Raw genomic sequence first — 17,691 nt, forward strand, 5'->3', positions numbered from 1 at the left:
CGCCACGTCATTGGTGGCATCACGCCAGACCACACAAGGCAGTTAGGGAGCACTCATGTCTGCACAACGCATTGCGCTGGCCACGCTGGTCGCGCTGAGTCTGGGATCGTCGGCGTTCGCCCAAACCCAGACAGGACATTCGGACGGCCTGCGGCTTCGGCCGATGCTGGGCATCGGCTACACCTGGGGTGGAGACACGATCACGCCCGTGACGGTGTATGACCTGGATGACGGCAAGAAGATGTACGACACGGACGTCGATGCGGGCGCCGGCTTGGACCTGCGCGCCGGGGTCGAACTGTCACACCCAGGCAGCCCGTTCTCGTTGCAACTGGCCTTGGCCTTCCATGTGGACGGCTACGGTGGCAAGAACGGCGCGGCCGGCGAATTCCGCAGAATCCCACTGGAGGCGGTGCTGCGCTGGCGCGCCGCCGATCGCGTGCAGCTGGGCTTTGGCGTCCGCAAGGCCGCGTACAGCGCTTTCCGCGTGAACGACGAGTCTTGTCCTGAAGAAGAGTGCGGGGGCGGCGGACGCATTCACTATCGAAGCAATGTGGGGCTGGTGCTGGAAGCCGAGTACGCCCTGACCCCAGACTGGGGCCTGCGAGCACGCTATGTGCGCGAAACCTACAAGGTCAGCAAGGAAGACGCCAGCCTGACGGCCAACTTCCCGTGGGCAGAAAAGGGCTACAAGGTGCGCGGCGACCACTTCGGCCTGATGAGCGTCTGGTACTTCCGCTGAACGGCGGCCCGGCCCGCCGGCTCGATGACCGGGCCGGCCGCTCAGGCCAGCGACCAATCGAGCGTGCATCCACGCTGGTGAAAAAAGGCCTGAGCCTGACCAAAGTGCCCGCAGCCCACAAAGGGCACGGGACCGCGTGTGGCCGACAGGGGCGAGGGGTGGTTGCTCTGCAGCACCAGCAGCTCGTCGGCAGGCTGCCGCGCCGCCTGGCGGGCCGCCACCAGCAGGGGCGCCTTGCGCTGGGCGTGGGCGCCCCACAGCATCGCCACCCGCGGGCCCGCGTCGGCTGCCACGGCTTGCGCCAACGCGTCCGTCAGCGCCTCCCAGCCCCAGCCGGCATGGCTGGCGGCCTGACCCGCCTCGACGGTGAGCACCGTGTTGAGCAGCAGCACCCCGCTCTCTGCCCAGGCCGAAAGGCTGCCATGCCCCGGCAGCGCCAGCCCGAGGTCGCGCTGCAACTCCTTGCGGATGTTGCGCAAACTGGGCGGAATGGCCACGCCGTGTCGCACGGAAAACGCCAGGCCGTGGGCCTGGCCGGGGCCGTGATACGGGTCCTGACCCAGGATCAGCACGCGCACATCGGCGCGGCGCGTGAGGTGCAGCGCCTGGAAAACCTGGTCGGGATAGATGACGGCGCCCGCTGATCGCGCCGCATCCACGCGCTGGATCAGCGCCTGCCCGGCGGCACTGGCCCGAAACGGCTCGGTCACCGCCCGCCAGTCCTCCGGCACGGCATCGAACAAGGCCGCCAGCGGCCGGCTCAGATGGGGCGCTGCTTCCGCGACCCCTGCGGGTTCGGCACGCCCCGCGCCGGCCTCGTCAAAGGCGAACGCGGCCTGCTGGCCGGCTTGCGGCTGCCGCGGCATGCGCCTCAGGCAAACAGTTGGGCCAGCGCCGCGCCCGGATCGGGCTGGCGCATGAAGGCCTCGCCCACCAGGAAGGCGTGCACATTGGCATCGCGCATGCGCTGCACATCGGCTCGCCCCAGGATGCCGGATTCGGTCACCAGCAGGCGGTCGGCCGGCACGCGGGGCAGCAGGCCCACCGTGGTGTCCAGCGTGACCTCGAAGGTGCGCAGGTTGCGGTTGTTGATGCCGACCAGCGGGGTCTTGAGCTTCAGGGCGCGGTCGAGTTCGTCGCCGTCGTGCACCTCGACCAGCACGGCCATGCCCAACTCATGGGCCAGGGCTTCGAGGTCGCGCATCTGGGCGTCGTCCAGGCAGGCGGCAATCAGCAGGATGCAATCGGCGCCCATGGCCCGCGCGTCGTAGACCTGAAAGGCATCGACCATGAAGTCCTTGCGCAGCACGGGCAGGCTGCAGGCGTCGCGGGCCTGCTTCAGGTAGGCCTCACAGCCCTGGAAGAAGCGCTCATCTGTCAGCACGCTCAGGCAGGCCGCGCCATGCTGTGCGTAGCTGCGCGCGATGTCGGCCGGCACAAAGTGCTCGCGCAGCACGCCCTTGCTGGGGCTGGCCTTCTTGACCTCGGCGATGACCGCGGCCTGACCGGCGGCCACCTTGGCGCGCAAGGCACCGACGAAGTCGCGCACGTCGGCAAGCTCACGGTTGCGCGCTTCAGCCTGCGCGCGCACATCGGCCAGCGACCGGGTTTTGAGGGCCAGCGCGATCTCTTCGTGCTTGACGGCGACGATCTTCTGCAGGATGTCGGACATGGGGTCTTTCTGAGGCGGTCAGCCTTGAGCGGCAGCCAGGCGCTGGGTGGTCTGCACGAATGTGGCAAGCTTGTCGGCGGCCCGGCCCGAGGCCAGGGCGTCGCGGGCACGCTCGACGCCATCGGCCAGGCTGTCGGCCACGTTGGCGGCATAGATGGCTGCCCCGGCGTTCATCAGCACGATGTCGCGCGCCGGGCCGGGCTCGTTGGCCAGCACGCGCTGCAAGATGGCCTGCGACATCTCCCGGGTCTGGGCCTTGAGCATGGAGCCGTCGTGCTCGCCGATGCCGAACTGGCCCGGGTTGATGCGGTACTCGCGCACCTCGCCATCCTTGAGTTCGGCCACCAGCGTGTCGCCTGACAGCGTGATCTCATCAAGCCCGTCGGCGCCGTGGACAACCAGCACGTGGTTCGAGCCCAGGCGCTGCAGCACGCGCGCCATGATGCCGACCAGGTCGGGGTGGAACACGCCCATGAGCTGGTTGGGCGCGCCGGCAGGGTTGGTCAGGGGCCCGAGGATGTTGAACAGCGTGCGCACGCCCAGCTCCTTGCGCACGGGCGCAGCATGCTTCATGGCGCCATGGTGGTTGGGCGCGAACATGAAGCCGATGCCAACGTCGCTCAAAGCCTGGGCCACGTGGGTCGGCTGCAGGTTGATGGCGACGCCCAGGGCTTCGAGCACATCGGCGCTGCCGGTCGACGAGGACACCGAGCGCCCGCCATGCTTGGCCACACGCGCACCGGCCGCAGCGGCCACGAACATCGCCGTGGTGCTGATGTTGAAGGTGTGCGCGCCGTCGCCGCCGGTGCCGCACAGGTCGACGAGATGCGCCCGGTCAGCCAGCTCGACCGGGGTGGCGAACTCGCGCATGACCTGGGCCGCCGCGGTGATCTCGCCCACGGTTTCCTTCTTGACGCGCAGGCCGGTGATGAGGGCCGCCATCACGACGGGCGACATCTCGCCACTCATGATGCGGCGCATCAGGCCCAGCATCTCGTCGTGGAAGATCTCGCGGTGCTCGATGACGCGCTGCAGGGCCTGCTGATCGGTGATCTGGGTCATCTTGTGGGCCTCACATCTTGAGGAAGTTGGCCAGCATGGCGTGGCCGTGCTCGGTCAGGATGGACTCGGGGTGGAACTGCACGCCCTCCAGTGGGGCGAAATTCGGGTCGGTCAGCGAGCCGGTGTGGCGCACGCCCATGATCTCGCCGTCCTCGGTCTCGGCCGAGATGTGCAGGCACTCGGGCAAGGTGGCGCGCTCGATGGCCAGCGAGTGGTAGCGGATCACGGTGAACTGCCGGGGCAGGCCGGCGAACACGCCTTGCTCGTCGGTGGTGATGACGCTGGTCTTGCCGTGCATCTGCTGAGCCGCGCGGATGATCTTGCCACCCAGCGCGGCGCCGATGCTCTGGTGGCCCAGGCAGACGCCCAGGATGGGCAGCTGACCGGCAAAGCGCTGCAGCGCGGGCACGCAGATACCGGCTTCAGCAGGCGAGCAGGGGCCGGGTGAGAGCACCAGGCGGTCAGGTTTCATGGCGGCAATCTCGTCGAGCGTGACCTCGTCGTTGCGCACCACCTTGACTTCTTCACCCAGCTCGCAGAAGTACTGCACGAGGTTGAAGGTGAAGCTGTCGTAGTTGTCGATCATCAGCAGCATGGCGGCATTCCTCTCAGGGCGGGGATCGCAGGGGATCATCATGGGTCGCCTGGCGAGACGGGCCAGGCAGGCGCGGGTCAGCAGGACCACGCGAGGCGCGGGAGCGGGCAGGCGTCAGCGCCACCATCGCACGCGCGTGCGCCAGATTGCCGAGAGGAAAAAGTGCTGCATGCGCCCATTGTAGACAGAGGCCGCGGCCGGACGCAGACCCGGGGGCTCCCGGTGGCTCAGGCGGGCACGTCGAGCGCGTCGAGCTGGGCGACGGGTGGCGCGCGCAGCCAATCGGTGGCCTGGTCGGCGCCCAGTGGCGCCGCGAACAGATAGCCCTGCAGCACCTGGCAACCCGCCTGGCGCGCGGCCTGGGCATGCTGTTGGGTTTCGACGCCTTCGGCCACCACATCCAGATGCAGGACAGCCGCGAGCTGGCAGATGGCCGTGACCACCGCGACGGCGTCGGGCTCGGGCATGGGGCTGATGAGGCTGCGGTCGATCTTCACCGTGTGCAAAGGCAGGCTGCGCAGCATGTTGAGCGACGAGAAACCGGTGCCGAAGTCGTCCAGCGCCACCTCGACGCCCGCCTCGCGCAACAGGCGGATCTGCTCATACGCCTGGTCCATGTGGGTGACGGCGGCGCTTTCGGTGATCTCCAGCGTCAGCCATGCAGGAGGCAGCTTGTGCGTCTGCAGGGCGCCGATCACCGTGTGCGGAAAGCCGGTGTCGAGCAGCTGCAGCGGCGACACATTGACCGCCACCGGCACCACGGGCAGGCCGGCATCGCGCCAGGCGGCCAGTTGGGCGCAGGCGCGGTGCAGGATCAGGGCCCCCAGCTGCATGATGAGGCCCGTGCGCTCGGCAGCGGGGATGAAGTCCAGCGGGCTGATGCGCCCGTGGCCGGGCCGGTCCCAGCGCACCAGGGCCTCGAAGCCGATCAGCGCCCGGTCGCTCGAGCGCACCTTGGGCTGGTAGACCAGCGCGAATTCTTCGTTGCGCAGACCGGCCCTGAGGGCCTGTTCGGCACCGAAACTGGCGGCCAGTTCCTGCCTGATCTGCTCGGCCGCCCACTGCACCGAAGTGCCGGGCAGGCGTTTGGCCAGGCGCATCGCAGCATTGGCTGCCTGGAGCACCTGCTCGGGCGAGGCGGCCATGCCCGCCGCATGGCAGGCCACGCCCATCGAGACATCGAGGTAGAAGCGGTGATCGGGCAACACCAGCGGGTCGCGTACCAGGGCGCGGATCGCGTCGGTGACCGTACGAGCGCGCGCCTCCGGCGCCTCGCCACAAACCAGCAGGGCGAACTCGTCTTCCCCGAGACGCAGCAACTCGGCCTGATCCCCCACCTGGGCCAAAATGGCCTGCGCCAGGGCCTGCAACACAGCATCGCCCACCTCGTGGCCATGGGCGTCGTTGAACGACTTGAAGCGGTCCACATCCAGCAGGATCAACGCGAACGGATGCGGCCTGGCGGGATCGACCAGCTCGCGCAGGCGCCGCAACAGGGCGCTGCGGTTGGGCAGGCCGGTCAGCTCGTCGTGGGTGGCCTGCCACCACAGCGCCTGTGCAGCCGCATGCGAGGCCGTTTCGTCCGACACCACCACCTGCAGCGCGGGCCGATTGTCCCAGTCGACCTGCCACGCACGAAAGCGCAGATACAACGCCCGGCCATCCAGGCTGATCCGCGGCCCCTCCCACTCCGGGTCCTGCACCCGGCCGGCCACCAGGTCGCGCGCACGGCGGTGGGCTGCCTCGCGCACCTCGGGCGGCGTGGTCGCATCCAGCCAGGCAGCCGAGAACACCGGCGGTGCCGGGCGCGCGGGATCCATGCCAAAGATGCGCTGGAAGGCCGGGTTGCGGTAAACGGCCTCGGAGCCGCACAGCACGACCACCCCCTGCTGCGAACGGTCGGTCAGCTCGAAGAAGCGGTCGCGCATGCGGCGGAACTCGCGGCTGGAGCGCGTGAGCGCGCCATACAGCAGGGCCAGCCCCAGCACCAGGCGCAAGCCGGTGGCCACCACCGTCTGCTGCTGGGTGCCGGCATCGCCCAGGAAGGCATAGGTGAACTGGTTGAGCCCACACAGCACGAGCACCACCGCACAGAAGCGATCGACCGGCCTGAGGCGCACCATCCAGCGCGCCACAAGCAGCCCCGCAAGCGTGTTGAGCGTGGCAAAACCGCCCTGGGCCAGCTCGCGTCCGCCCGCGAGCAAAACCCCGTGGAACACGCACAGCGCCAGCAGCCCGAGCGCTCCTTGCCGCCATGTGACACGCCGGCCGGACAGCTGGCCAAAGCCTGTCAGCAAAAAGGTGACGTAGAGCGAACTGATCAGCACCAGGGCGCCCACGCCGAGGCCGTGCCAGAGCGGCTCGGGCCGCTGCATGGCGAAATAGGCCAGCGGGCTGAACGAAAAGATGAGGTGCGACAACCCCAGCAGGGCGGTAAAGCCCTGCGTCCGGTCGTGACGCCACACGAGCAGCAAGGCCAGGCCGGTGCTCAGGGTGACGAGGGTGTACAGGACGAAAATGGGGGACACTGGGTTGCAGCCGATCGCTTGTCTGGCAAGAGATCGGCGCACCCGGCCGGAACTTGATCCGGGCTCACCCGCTCAGGGTCGGCCCGCCCCCCCGCACCCGCCGCAGGCCGCGGCGCGGCTCAGAGCCCTTGTTCGGCCATCTCGGCCGCGCGCACCACGGCACGGGCCTTGGCCTCGGTTTCCTTCCATTCGAGCTCGGGCACCGAATCGGCGACCACCCCGGCCCCGGCCTGGACGTACAAGGTCTGGTCCTTGATGACACCGGTGCGGATGGCAATGGCCACGTCCATGTCGCCCGCGAAGCTCAGGTAGCCCACCGCCCCGCCGTAGACGCCGCGCTGCACGGGCTCGAGCTCGTCGATGATCTCCATCGCCCGGATCTTGGGCGCGCCGCTGAGTGTGCCGGCCGGAAAGCTGGCGCGCAGCACATCGAGCCCGCTCATGCCGTCTTTCAGCGTGCCTTCGACGTTGCTGACGATGTGCATGACATGCGAGTAGCGCTCGATGCCAAAGGCCTCGGTCACCTTCACCGAACCGGTCTTGGCGATGCGGCCGATGTCATTGCGCGCCAGGTCGATCAGCATGACGTGCTCGGCGCGCTCCTTGGGGTCGGCCAGCAGCTCTTGCTCGTTGGCCAGGTCGGCCTCGGGCGTGGCGCCGCGGGGACGGGTGCCGGCAATGGGACGGATCGTCACCGTCTCGCCGCCCTCGGCGTTCTTCTCCTGGCGCACCAGGATCTCGGGACTGGAGCCAACAACATGGTGGTCGCCCATGTCGTAGTAGTACATGTAGGGGCTCGGGTTGAGCGAGCGCAGCGCACGGTACAGCGTCAGCGGCGAGGCGGTGAAGCGCTTTTGCAGGCGCTGGCCGATGACCACCTGCATGCAGTCGCCCGCAGCGATGTAGTCCTTGCACTTGCGCACGGCCGCTTCGAAGTCGTCTTTGGCGAAATGGCGCTCGACGGGGTGCGACGCGGTGGGCGCAATCGGCGGCACCGGCACGACGGCGTTCAACTGGGCCTGCAACTCGGCGATCCGCGCGGCGGCGCGGTCGTAGGCACCGGGTTGGGCGGGATCGGCGTAGACGATGAGGTACAGCCGGTCGGCCAGGTTGTCAATGACGGCCAGCTCTTCACACTGCAACAGCAGGATGTCGGGCGTACCGATGCCCCCGGGCTTGTGCGTCTTGGCCAGGCGCGGCTCGATGTGGCGCACCGTGTCGTAGCCGAAATAGCCCGCCAGCCCCCCACAGAAACGCGGCAGCCCTTGCGGCACGGCCGCCTTGAAGCGTGCCTGATAGGCCTCGATGAAATCCAGCGGGTTGGTCTCATGCGTTTCAACGACGGCGCCGTCCGTGACGACCTCGATGTGGCGGCCGGTGGCGCGCACCAGCGTACGCGCGGGCAGGCCGACGAAGGAATAGCGGCCGAAGCGCTCGCCGCCCACGACCGACTCGAGCAGAAAGCTCAGCGACTTGCCCTGCGTGAGCTTGAGGTAGAGCGACAAAGGGGTGTCGAGATCGGCCAGGGCCTGGGCGACCAGGGGGATGCGGTTGTGGCCCTGCGCGGCCAGGGCCTTGAATTCGGTTTCGGTGATCATGATGAAGGGCCTCCAAGCCCGCCGGACGAGGCAGATGCCCCGCACCGGAGATGTGGTTCTCGCTGCCCTGCGGCCCTTCGCGGGCCAGGACCGTCACCAACGCTTACGGTTTTGTGACAGCACAGAGGGCGTCCTGCCGGCCACGGCCGCCTATGATCGCGGCCACGCCGACGCGTCAAGCGTGCGCAGGCAGGCTTCGCCAGGGCCAGGCCCCCCGGTCGTGTGCGCCTTTGGTCTGTTTGCGAGGAACGAACATGAAATCAGTGTAGCAGGGGGGCGCCACCCAGTCAGGGGGGCCGCCTGTCAGGCGTTCGTCCTCGACAAGGGCAAACCCAGGTTGCACGACCCGCCCGTCGCGTAACAATCCCAACCTTTCCGGGGCTTCCCGGATTTCGTGACCTGTGACCACCATGAGTCTTGCACTGTGCCGCAGCCGCGCTCCCTGGCGAAACTGGCGGGCCGCTCTTTTGCTGGCCGCCAGCCTGGGCTGCGCCACCCCGACCCTGGCCGTCAATGCCGATGCCGTCGGGGTGCAGTATCCCGAGACCGTGCGCGTCGAGGGCCAGACGCTGACGCTCAATGGCACAGGTGTCGCTTACCGCGCGCTGGCCAAGCTCTACACCGTGGGGCTGTACCTGCCCAGCAAGACGACCGACGTCAAGGCGGTCCTGAACCTGTCCAGCCCGCGCCAACTGCGCTTCGTGATGCTCCAGGGCATGCGGGTGGACGAGATCGGCAAAGTCATCACGCGCGGCATCGAGCTCAACAGCAGCCGCGCCGACTTCTTCACGCTGATCCCGTCGATCCGCGTGATGGGCGAGCAGTTCGCCGGCATCAAACGGCTCAACGCGGGCGACACCTTCGTGATCGAGCATGTGCCCAAGCGCGGGACGATGTTCTTCGTCAATGGCCAGCCGGCCGGCCTGCCGATTGCCGAGCCGCTGTTCTACCCGGCCATCCTGCGCGTGTGGCTGGGGGACAAGCCCGTCACGCAGGACCTCAAGACCGCCTTGCTGGATCAGCAGCCCACGGCCGTGCTCGACGCACTCGATTGAGCGCGCTCAGATAGGGAAATCAGGCGAGGGATCAAGTCGCGGGGCGCAGCCAGCGCGACCAATCCACCGCATCGAGCCGATCCACGTGGGCCAGCGCTGGCACCTCGGTGATCGGGTGGCCGTGGTTGTAGCCGTAGGTGACCAGCAGCACGCCACAGCCGGCGGCGCGCGCCGCCTGGGCGTCGTTGCTCGAATCGCCCACCATCAAGGTGGCCGCAGGGGCCACGCCGAGCGCCTCGCAGGTCTTCAACAGCGGCAGGGGGTCGGGCTTCTTGCGGGCAAACGCATCGCCCCCGAACACCTGCGCGAAATGCCCACGCAAGCCCTTGGCGGCCAGCAGCTGCTCGGCAAAGGCGGTGGGCTTGTTGGTCAGGCAAGCCAGCGGCACACCCTGGGCCGCCACGGCCTGCAGGCCGGCCACCACGCCGGGGAACGGCTCGGCATGCTGGCCATTGAGCCGCTCGTAGTGGCGCTTGTAATGGGCCCAGGCCTCGGGTACGGCCTCAACGGCCTCGGGCGCGTCGTCGGGCAGACCCCAGGCGTGGGCCAGGCTGCGGCGCAACAGGTCTTCGGTGCCCTTGCCCACCGTGAGCGACAGGAAGCCGCGGTCCACCCGCGCGCACTCGACCGGGTGGCAACCCATGTCGGCTAGGGTGTGATGCAGAACGACGACGAAATCACCCAGGGTGTCGACCAGGGTACCGTCGAGGTCGATGATGGCGGCGTGGAAGGGGGCAGCAGGCACGAACATGGCGTGCAGCATAGCGCCCCTCACGCGTTGCTGGCGGCCAGCACCTCGGGCAGGTCGGTCAGCCCCTGAAGCACCTTGCTGATGCCGTCTTGCCGCAGCGTGCGCAGCCCGCCGGCCAGCGCCGCTTCGAGGATCTCGGTGGCCGAGGCGCGGTGGCGGATCAGGCGGCGCACCGTGTCGTCGGCCACGAGCAGCTCGTGCACACCCAGCCGGCCCTTGTAGCCATGGTGGTTGCAGGCGTCACAGCCCGGTCCGCGGCGGCGCAGCCAGATGCGGCCCTGCTCGTCGCCATGCTGCTGGCGCCAGGCGGTGAGCACGGCGGCCACACCGTCGGGGTGCTCGGCATGCGCGCTGCGCAGATGGTCATGGGCCATGGCGTCCAGCTCGTCGGCCGTGGCCTCGCTGCGCACACCACACTGCGGGCACACGCGCCGCACCAGCCGCTGCGCCAGCACGGCCAGCAGCGAATCCGAGAAGTTGAACGGATCGAGCCCGATCTCGAGCAGGCGGGTGATGCTCTCGGCGGCCGAGTTGGTGTGCAGGGTGGACAGCACGAGGTGGCCGGTCAGCGAAGCTTCGATGGCGATGTTGGCCGTCTCGGCGTCGCGCATCTCGCCAATCATGATCACATCGGGGTCGGCGCGCAGAAAGGTGCGCATGGCCGCGGCAAACGTCCAGCCGATGCGGGCATTGACCTGTACCTGGCACAGCCCCGGCTGGGTGATCTCGATGGGGTCTTCGGCCGTCCAGATCTTGCGGTCGCCCTGGTTGAGTTCGCGCAGCACCGAATGCAGCGTGGTGGTCTTGCCGCAGCCCGTGGGCCCGCAGATCAGGATGAGGCCATAGGGCTTGCCGATGCGCTCGCGCAGCGTGCTGAGGTTGGCCGGGCTCAGGCCGATGCCATCGAGCGGCAGCGGCTTGGCGCCCGACAACAGCCGCAGCACGACGCCTTCGACGCCATGGGCCGTGGGCACGGTGACCACGCGCAGCTCCATGGCCTGGTCGGCGAAGCGCGAGAAGTCGATCTTGCCGTCTTGCGGGCGGCGGCGCTCGGCAATGTCCAGATCGGACATGATCTTGAGCCGCGCCACCAGGGCCGCCCGGTAATGCGCGGGCAGATCGAGGTAAGGCACGAGGGCGCCGTCGATCCGGAAGCGGATGCGCACAGGGGCATGGGGCGTGTCGGCCTCGATGTGGATGTCGGACGCGCGCCGCGCAATGGCGTCGGCGATGATGGTGTTGACCAGCCGCACCAGCGTGCTGCTGGATTCGGTGATGGCCTCCTGCGCGGCGGCATCAGCCTGAGACGGCAGCTCGCCGGCGAGGCTGGCGGCCAGCTGGTGGACGTCGTCGTGGCCGTTGGCGTGGCGTTGGCTCTGCAACGCCGCATAGACGCGCTGCTGGGCTGGCGCCAAGGTACCGGGCAGGGCCATGACCGGAGCGATGCGCAGGTTGGTGACAAAAGCCAGTTCATCGAGCGTGGTCCGACACCAGGGGTCGTCCATGGCCACCAGCAAGGTATTGCCGCGCTGCATGAGGGGCAGCACCTGATCGCGCTGGGCCGTGGCGTGGGGCACCAGCTGCACGGCCTCGGTCTGGGGCGCCAGCGCCATGCAATCCACCACCGCCATGCCCGCCAGCGAGGCAAGCGCGATCTGCAGCTGCGCCTCGGTTACCAGACCGCGCGCCAGCAGGATCTGACCCAGCAGCTCTCGGTGTGGCGACGCGCGCTGTGCGTCCAGCGCCTGATGCAGGGCGGACTGGGTGACGAACCCGTGCAGCAGCAGCATGTCGCCAAGGCGGTAGCGCGTGCGCAGCGTGCGGTCGGCCGTCGCAGCCTGCCAGGCCCGCTCCACCGACCGCAGGATCAGGGGATTGCCGGCAGGCGTGGCGTCTTCTGAAGAGGTGGGTTCACGCGCGCCCATGGTCATGCACTGGAAGCTGAGGACACTCGTTTATCGGCCGCCCGGGCCTCGGACTGTAGACGCCCGACCGCCGGCGCCTCGTGACAAAAGAAAGGCCAGCCAGGATAACCTGACCGGCCCGACGCGGGCATGCCCGCAGCGCTGTGTGTGTTGCCCTTCCTGTTTTGTGTGTCGTTGTGCCTGCCTTGTTTCTTCTTGACTGGTCTGGCCCGGCGGCGCACAGCATCGCCCCCGGACTCAAGCGACTATAGGCGGCGGGACACCAGACCATCGCCCCTCTGAAGGGGGAGAGGCTTGTAAGCATTCGCAAGCGCGCCCCGGCAAGCGCTGCATGCTGATCTGCATCAAGTGAAAAAAGGGCGCCCGAAGGCGCCCTGCAACACAGGAGACAACCGAACTCAGCGGGCGGCGGCGCGGGCCATGGCCTGCTCGGGCGCCACCGCAGCGGGGACCGCTGCCGAGGCACCGCTCTGCCCCGCCAGGCGCGCGCCACATTGGCGGAAGACGTAGTCGCCTTCGATGACATGGCGGGTGCGCAGCCAGTACTTCCAGGTCGACCACGGCCAGATGGCGAAGTTGATGCCATCGGCGGTCTGATACCAGCTCTTGCAACCCGAGTTCCACACCGTGCCCTGCAGGGCCTCGGTCACTTCACCCAGGAAGCGGGTCATGGCCTCAGGCTTGACGTCGATGTAATCGGCGCCCTTGTCCTTGACCAGCTTCATGCACTGGATGATGTACTCCACCTGCGCCTCGATCATGAAGATGATGGAGTTGTGGCCCAGGCCGGTGTGCGGGCCGACCAGCTGGTACATGTTGGGGTAGTTGGCCGTGGTGATGCCCAGGTAGCTGGTGGGGCTGGTCTTCCAGTCTTCTTGTACCGTGTGGCCGTTGAGCCCGCGCAGCTCGAAGCTCTTCATGTAGATCCGCGGGTCGACGATGAAGCCGGTTCCCAGAATCACGCAGTCGAGTTCGCGTGTCTTGCCATCCTTGGTGACGATGCCGGTTTCGGTGAAATGCGAGATGGCATCGGTCACCAGCTCCACATTGGGGCGGTTGAAGGTCGGGTACCACTTGTTGGAAATCAGGATGCGCTTGCAGCCCAGCGTGTAATCGGGCGTGAGCTTCTTGACCAGGGCCGGATCCTTCACCTGCATCGAGATGAACTTCTTCAGGAAGAACTCGCCCACCTTGGCCAGCGGTGGATTCATGATGGGCCACACGCGGGACTCGTTCGTCCAGTAGCAGCGCCAGCGGTGCAGCGTGCGCGTGAAGGGCATGGCAGCGAACAGCCACTTGCGGAAGGCCGAGTAGCTGCGCTCGTCGCGCGGGATGACCCACGCCGGCGTGCGCTGGAACACATGCAGCTGGCCGACCTTGGGCGCGATCTCGGGCACATACTGGATGGCCGAGCCGCCGGTGCCCAGCGAGGCCACCTTCTTGCCGCTGAGGTCGTAGCTGTGGTCCCACTCGGCCGAGTGCATGACCTTGCCCTTGAAGCTCGCCAGCCCCTTGATGTCGGGGACGGCCGGCACGTGCAGCGGGCCCGAGGCGAGCACCCAGTGGCGCGCCATGATGGTCTCACCGCCGGCGGTCTTGATCACCCACTTGCCGATGCCCTCGTTGAACACCGCGCTGACCACTTCCTGATTGAAGTGGATCTTGGGCCGCAGGTTGTGCTTCTTGACCGTCTCCAGAATGTACTGCTGGATCTCGTGCCACGGCGCATAGCGCTTGGACCAGTCGGCCTTGGTCTCAAACGAGTAGGAGTACATGTGCGACTGCACGTCGCAGGCGGCGCCCGGGTAGTGGTTGTCGCGCCAGGCGCCCCCGACCTCGCCCTTCTTCTCGAGGATGAGGAAGTCCTGGATACCGTGCTTCTGCAACTGGATGGCCATGCACAGGCCGCCGAAGCCGGCGCCGGCAATGGCCACTTCGACGTGGCGGACGGTTTGCGAAGCGGTGGTGTTGTTGCTCATGGGTTGCACCTCTGGGTCTGGCTCTGTGGCGCCGCGGCGGGGCTGCCGTGGCGTGTCTCCGAACATGGGTGCATGGTGCCGACGGTGAACAGGGCGGGCCATGCTAGATTCGACCAACAATTGATCGTTTCGGCCACTTCGCGGGTTTACGCGTGGGGTGAGCTGCCAACTAATTGACAAAAGTCAAATGAGCACGCGTTCCGTCCTCGGGTTGATCTACCTGGTGCAAGGCCTCAAGCAACTCGGCGAACAGCCCGAGGCGGTGCTCGCACGCCACGGGCTGAGCCTGGACAAGCTCGACCCGAGCACGCGCATCGAGCGCTCGCGCGAGCTGCGCATCTATGCCGACCTGGCCGAGGCCGTGCGCGACCCGCTCACGGGCCTGCGGCTGGGCGGCTTCTACGGCCTGGCGGGCTACGGGCCGCTGGTGATGTTGCTGATGACCTGCGGCAGCGCCTACGAGGCCATCCAGACCGGCGTCCGCTACCAGCGGCTGACCTACCTGTTCGGCACCCTGCGTTTCGAGCCGGGCGACAAGCTCAGTGCGCTGGTGCTCACGCCGATGGCGATGGAAGCCCGGGCGTTTCGCTTTCGGGTCGACGGCGAGGTCTCGGGCACCTACAAGATGGTGCGCGACATGCAGGTGAGCCTGGGGCTGGACATCCACGCCGAGCGCATCGACATGCCCTACCCGCGCCCGCCCGAGGCGCTGGAGTACGAACGCTACTTTGGCTGCCCCGTGCGCTTTGGCGAGGCAGAGGCCCGCTTCTGGATGCGCAACGAGCACCTGCAGCTCAAGCTGCCCTCCGCCGACCCGAACGCCCACGCGATGTACCGCACCATGTGCGACCAGCAGCTGGTGGCCCAGGAGGCCAGCAGCGAAACCCTCAAGGACCGGGTGCTGACGCACCTCGGCCTCTTCAGTGGCAGCTACCCCGGTGCCGAAGAGGTGGCCAAGGCGCTGGGCCTGTCGGAGCGCACGCTGCGGCGGCAACTGGGCGAGGAAGGCACCAACTTCCGCGACCTGCTGGCCGAGGCGCGCTATGCCAAGGCCCGCCATCTGCTCAAACACACCGCCCTGCCCATCGAGGCAATTGCCCAGCAACTGGGCTACGCCGAATCCGCCGCCTTCATTCACGCCTTCCAGCGCTGGGCAGGCACGAGCCCCTCGGCTTTTCGCGGCCGATGACCGCTTTCGCCACCTTCACCGCCCCCCCCCGCGCCCCCTCTTTCCTGATTGACGCTGCATGACCTTTTGCGCCATTGACTTCGGCACATCCAACTCGGCCATCGCCATTCCTGCTTCCGACGCCAAGGGAATGCGGCTGGTGCCACTCGAGGCCGACCACCTGACCATGCCGACCGCGGTGTTCTATGCGACCGACCGGCATGATCTGCCCCAGGGCGCCGTGCCCGGCCCGACGGCCGACGATGCGCTGCCCCGTTGCCACGGCCGCGCGGCCATCCAGGCCTACATCGAGGGCTACGAGGGCCGGCTGATGCGCTCGATGAAGAGCGTGCTGGGCACCGCGCTGGCCGATCAGACCACCGAGGTGGGCCAAGGCCACGGCGTGAAGTACCTGGACATCATCAGCGCCTATCTGCGCCACCTGCGGCTCAAGGCCGAGCAGGCCGGCGGCCAGCCGCTGACGCGCGTGGTCATGGGGCGCCCCGTGTTCTTTGTGGACGACGACCCGGCCCGCGACGCGGCGGCCCAGGCCTCATTGGAGGCGGCCGCCCGCAGCGTGGGCTTCGACGAGGTGGCGTTTCAGTTCGAACCGATCGCCGCCGCCTTCGACCATGAGCAGCACATCACGCAAGAGCAGACAGTGCTGGTGGCCGACATCGGCGGTGGCACCTCGGACTTCTCGGTGGTGCGGGTGGGCCCTGCACGCGCGGCGCGGCTGGAACGGCGGGACGACATCCTGGCCAACCACGGCGTGCACGTGGCGGGCACCGACTTCGACCGCCACCTCTCGCTGCACAGCATCATGCCCACACTGGGTCTGGGCGCCTTCGGCCCCAGCATCGGGGGGCAGCCACCGCGGCCCGTGCCCAGCCGCGTGTACTTCGACCTGGCGACCTGGCACCTGATCAACACCGTCTACCAGCCTGCGCGGGTGGCCGAGCTGCGCGGCATGGGCGACTTCTACGGTGACCCGCGCCACCATGCACGGTTGATGAAGGTGATCAAGGACCGCCTGGGCCACGCGCTGGTGGGCCTGGCCGAGGCCGCCAAGATCGAGACGGCCGAGGGCCAGGACACGGTGTTGAACCTGGCGCTGATCGAAGCCGGGTTGCAGGCGGCGCTGGGTGGCGCCGAAGCCGAAGGCGCGCTGGACAGCGACCTGCAGCGCATCGTGGCGTGCGCGCATGAGACCGTGCGCCTGGCCGGCCTGCAAGACACGCAGATCGACGCGCTGTACTTCACGGGCGGCTCCACGGGCTTGCGCGCGCTCACGCAGCGGCTGCAGGCGGCGTTTCCGCACGCGGCGGCCGTGCGCGGCGACCGGCTGGCCTCGGTGGCCACGGGCCTGGGCCTGCACGCGGCGCGCCGGTTTGCCTGACGGCGCGGCGCGCGCTCGACCGCGTCACCCGGCGGGCCGGCCCGGCGAAGCGGCAGCAGCACGGGCATCGGGCGTGACCATCGCACCGGGCAGGGCTGCGGCCAGCGACTGCAGCAGCACGCGGGCGGAAGAGGCCCAGTCGAACGCGAGGGCGCGCGCCAGGCCCTGCGCAATGCGCGCCTGACGCGCGGCGTCGTCTTCTGCCAGCGCGCGGGCCATGACCTGCGCCAGCTGGGCCGGGTCATGCGGGTCAGCCAGCCAGGCCACACCTTCTGCCACCTCTTGCAGCGCGGTGCCGCGCGAGGTGACCACCGGCACGCCACAGGCCATGGCCTCCAGCACCGGCATGCCGAAGCCCTCGGCCCAGCTGGGGTAGACAAACAGGCGGGCATGGGCCAGCACGGCCCCCAGTTCGGCATCGGAGACGCGCTCGAGGAAGCGCACCTCGTCCTGCAGGCCCAGCTGCTGCACGAGCTTGAACACCTCGGCGTACGCGAAATCGCGCTGGCCGACGATGACCAGTGGCGGGCGCTGGCCCGCGGGCAGACGCGCATAGGCCTGAACCAGGCCCACATGGTTCTTGCGCGGCTCCAGTCGGCCGACGCAGCACAGGTAGCCGCCTGGCGTCAGACCCAGGGCCTGCAGCGGCGTGGGGTCGATGTCGGGCCGGAAGCGGGCCAGGTCGACGCCGTTGTGCGTGACCTGGATGCGCGAGGGTGCCACGCCGTAATGGCGCGCCAACTCGGCCTGCGAGTACGCGCTCACGGTGAGCAGCGCGCGCGCGCGGCGAACCGCATCGCGGCTGCTCCAGCGCGCCAGCCAGGTGAAGGGCCGCGAGAAGAACTGCGGGTGGCTCTCGAACAGCACGTCGTGGATGGTGCAGGCATACGGGCCCTCGCCCCACCACGGCAGCCGGTACTGCAGGTGCAGCAGGTCCAGCTGCAGCTCACGACGCAGCAGCGGCAGCTGCCAGGCCAGGCGCACCGGACCGGCAGCATGCGGCATGCGTGTGGGATGCACATTGGGCCGGTCGAACACGGGGTGATCGCGGCACAGGGCCTGCGGGTCGTCCAGCAGCAGGAAGAAGTCCCAATGCGGAGCCAGCTGCACGGCCTGCCCGTACAGGCCCAGCAGGTGCGAGCGACTGCCCTGAAAGATGCCGTCGAAGGTGTGGAAATCGACGCCGATGCGCGGACGTCGGCTGGGGCGGCTCATGT

The 17,691-nt window shown here is 68.4% G+C and carries 14 protein-coding genes; 4 read left to right on the forward strand and 10 right to left on the reverse strand.

Annotated elements, in window-relative coordinates; all coding sequences use genetic code 11:
* Positions 1–55 precede the first annotated feature (55 nt).
* Positions 56–742 carry an outer membrane beta-barrel protein gene (locus tag GTZ97_RS13430; protein WP_161651154.1) on the forward strand — a complete coding sequence of 229 codons (687 nt, stop codon included), beginning with the start codon at positions 56–58 and terminating at the stop codon, positions 740–742.
* Between the two features lie 41 nt (positions 743–783).
* Here the strand turns inward: GTZ97_RS13430 and GTZ97_RS13435 are convergent, their stop codons facing one another.
* The 6 genes from GTZ97_RS13435 to trpE all read right to left on the reverse strand — a co-directional run bounded on the left by GTZ97_RS13435 (position 784) and on the right by trpE (position 8,197).
* Entirely contained in the window at positions 784–1,608 is an 825-nt protein-coding gene (locus GTZ97_RS13435; RefSeq protein WP_161651155.1) for a uracil-DNA glycosylase, read from the reverse strand.
* Between the two features lie 5 nt (positions 1,609–1,613).
* A complete protein-coding gene (gene trpC, locus GTZ97_RS13440; protein WP_161651156.1) occupies positions 1,614–2,414 on the reverse strand; it encodes an indole-3-glycerol phosphate synthase TrpC in 801 nt (266 codons plus the stop codon).
* Positions 2,415–2,432: 18 nt separating this feature from the next.
* Positions 2,433–3,476, reverse strand: coding sequence for an anthranilate phosphoribosyltransferase (gene trpD / locus GTZ97_RS13445; RefSeq protein ID WP_161651157.1), 1,044 nt, complete (start codon positions 3,474–3,476; stop codon positions 2,433–2,435).
* Positions 3,477–3,486: 10 nt separating this feature from the next.
* Positions 3,487–4,071: an aminodeoxychorismate/anthranilate synthase component II gene (locus tag GTZ97_RS13450; protein ID WP_161651158.1), complete on the reverse strand. Its 585-nt coding sequence runs from the start codon at positions 4,069–4,071 to the stop codon at positions 3,487–3,489.
* Between the two features lie 227 nt (positions 4,072–4,298).
* Positions 4,299–6,599, reverse strand: coding sequence for a putative bifunctional diguanylate cyclase/phosphodiesterase (locus GTZ97_RS13455; protein WP_161651159.1), 2,301 nt, complete (start codon positions 6,597–6,599; stop codon positions 4,299–4,301).
* Between the two features lie 119 nt (positions 6,600–6,718).
* Positions 6,719–8,197, reverse strand: coding sequence for an anthranilate synthase component I (gene trpE / locus GTZ97_RS13460; RefSeq protein ID WP_161651160.1), 1,479 nt, complete (start codon positions 8,195–8,197; stop codon positions 6,719–6,721).
* A gap of 410 nt (positions 8,198–8,607) precedes the next feature.
* Between trpE and GTZ97_RS13465 the strand changes: the two genes are divergently transcribed.
* The gene (locus tag GTZ97_RS13465; RefSeq protein ID WP_161651161.1) at positions 8,608–9,252 is read left to right on the forward strand and encodes a chalcone isomerase family protein; all 645 of its coding nucleotides are present in this window, start codon (positions 8,608–8,610) and stop codon (positions 9,250–9,252) included.
* Between the two features lie 31 nt (positions 9,253–9,283).
* Here GTZ97_RS13465 and gph read toward each other — a convergent pair whose 3' ends face one another.
* The 3 genes from gph to GTZ97_RS13480 form a co-directional block, all read right to left on the reverse strand.
* Positions 9,284–10,015 carry a phosphoglycolate phosphatase gene (gph, locus tag GTZ97_RS13470; RefSeq protein ID WP_201748290.1) on the reverse strand — a complete coding sequence of 244 codons (732 nt, stop codon included), beginning with the start codon at positions 10,013–10,015 and terminating at the stop codon, positions 9,284–9,286.
* A gap of 8 nt (positions 10,016–10,023) precedes the next feature.
* Complete coding sequence (locus tag GTZ97_RS13475; RefSeq protein WP_236651222.1) at positions 10,024–11,934, reverse strand: GspE/PulE family protein; 1,911 nt, start codon at positions 11,932–11,934, stop codon at positions 10,024–10,026.
* A 392-nt stretch (positions 11,935–12,326) separates the two neighbouring features.
* Positions 12,327–13,907, reverse strand: a complete 1,581-nt coding sequence (locus GTZ97_RS13480) for a flavin-containing monooxygenase (protein ID WP_161651162.1) — start codon at positions 13,905–13,907, stop codon at positions 12,327–12,329.
* Between the two features lie 187 nt (positions 13,908–14,094).
* On the opposite strand from GTZ97_RS13480, the gene GTZ97_RS13485 reads away from it, so the two are divergent.
* Together GTZ97_RS13485 and GTZ97_RS13490 are read left to right on the forward strand one after the other, a co-directional pair.
* Complete coding sequence (locus GTZ97_RS13485; protein ID WP_161651163.1) at positions 14,095–15,096, forward strand: AraC family transcriptional regulator; 1,002 nt, start codon at positions 14,095–14,097, stop codon at positions 15,094–15,096.
* Positions 15,097–15,154: 58 nt separating this feature from the next.
* The gene (locus GTZ97_RS13490; RefSeq protein ID WP_161651164.1) at positions 15,155–16,474 is read left to right on the forward strand and encodes an Hsp70 family protein; all 1,320 of its coding nucleotides are present in this window, start codon (positions 15,155–15,157) and stop codon (positions 16,472–16,474) included.
* Positions 16,475–16,498: 24 nt separating this feature from the next.
* Here the strand turns inward: GTZ97_RS13490 and GTZ97_RS13495 are convergent, their stop codons facing one another.
* The gene (locus GTZ97_RS13495) at positions 16,499–17,689 is read right to left on the reverse strand and encodes a glycosyltransferase family 4 protein (protein WP_161651165.1); all 1,191 of its coding nucleotides are present in this window, start codon (positions 17,687–17,689) and stop codon (positions 16,499–16,501) included.
* Positions 17,690–17,691: the final 2 nt, after the last annotated feature.

Source organism: Aquabacterium fontiphilum (assembly GCF_009909205.1).
GTDB classification, from domain to species: domain Bacteria; phylum Pseudomonadota; class Gammaproteobacteria; order Burkholderiales; family Burkholderiaceae_C; genus Aquabacterium; species Aquabacterium fontiphilum.

What these genes read in the sequence shown, in the direction of transcription:
- GTZ97_RS13430 (WP_161651154.1), top strand. Translation starts at nt 56, where the DNA reads ATGTCTGCACAACGCATTGCGCTGGCCACGCTGGTCGCGCTGAGTCTG.
- GTZ97_RS13435 (WP_161651155.1), bottom strand. Translation starts at nt 1,608, where the DNA reads ATGCCGCGGCAGCCGCAAGCCGGCCAGCAGGCCGCGTTCGCCTTTGAC.
- trpC (WP_161651156.1), bottom strand. Translation starts at nt 2,414, where the DNA reads ATGTCCGACATCCTGCAGAAGATCGTCGCCGTCAAGCACGAAGAGATC.
- trpD (WP_161651157.1), bottom strand. Translation starts at nt 3,476, where the DNA reads ATGACCCAGATCACCGATCAGCAGGCCCTGCAGCGCGTCATCGAGCAC.
- GTZ97_RS13450 (WP_161651158.1), bottom strand. Translation starts at nt 4,071, where the DNA reads ATGCTGCTGATGATCGACAACTACGACAGCTTCACCTTCAACCTCGTG.
- trpE (WP_161651160.1), bottom strand. Translation starts at nt 8,197, where the DNA reads ATGATCACCGAAACCGAATTCAAGGCCCTGGCCGCGCAGGGCCACAAC.
- GTZ97_RS13465 (WP_161651161.1), top strand. Translation starts at nt 8,608, where the DNA reads ATGAGTCTTGCACTGTGCCGCAGCCGCGCTCCCTGGCGAAACTGGCGG.
- gph (WP_201748290.1), bottom strand. Translation starts at nt 10,015, where the DNA reads ATGCTGCACGCCATGTTCGTGCCTGCTGCCCCCTTCCACGCCGCCATC.
- GTZ97_RS13475 (WP_236651222.1), bottom strand. Translation starts at nt 11,934, where the DNA reads ATGACCATGGGCGCGCGTGAACCCACCTCTTCAGAAGACGCCACGCCT.
- GTZ97_RS13480 (WP_161651162.1), bottom strand. Translation starts at nt 13,907, where the DNA reads ATGAGCAACAACACCACCGCTTCGCAAACCGTCCGCCACGTCGAAGTG.
- GTZ97_RS13485 (WP_161651163.1), top strand. Translation starts at nt 14,095, where the DNA reads ATGAGCACGCGTTCCGTCCTCGGGTTGATCTACCTGGTGCAAGGCCTC.
- GTZ97_RS13490 (WP_161651164.1), top strand. Translation starts at nt 15,155, where the DNA reads ATGACCTTTTGCGCCATTGACTTCGGCACATCCAACTCGGCCATCGCC.
- GTZ97_RS13495 (WP_161651165.1), bottom strand. Translation starts at nt 17,689, where the DNA reads ATGAGCCGCCCCAGCCGACGTCCGCGCATCGGCGTCGATTTCCACACC.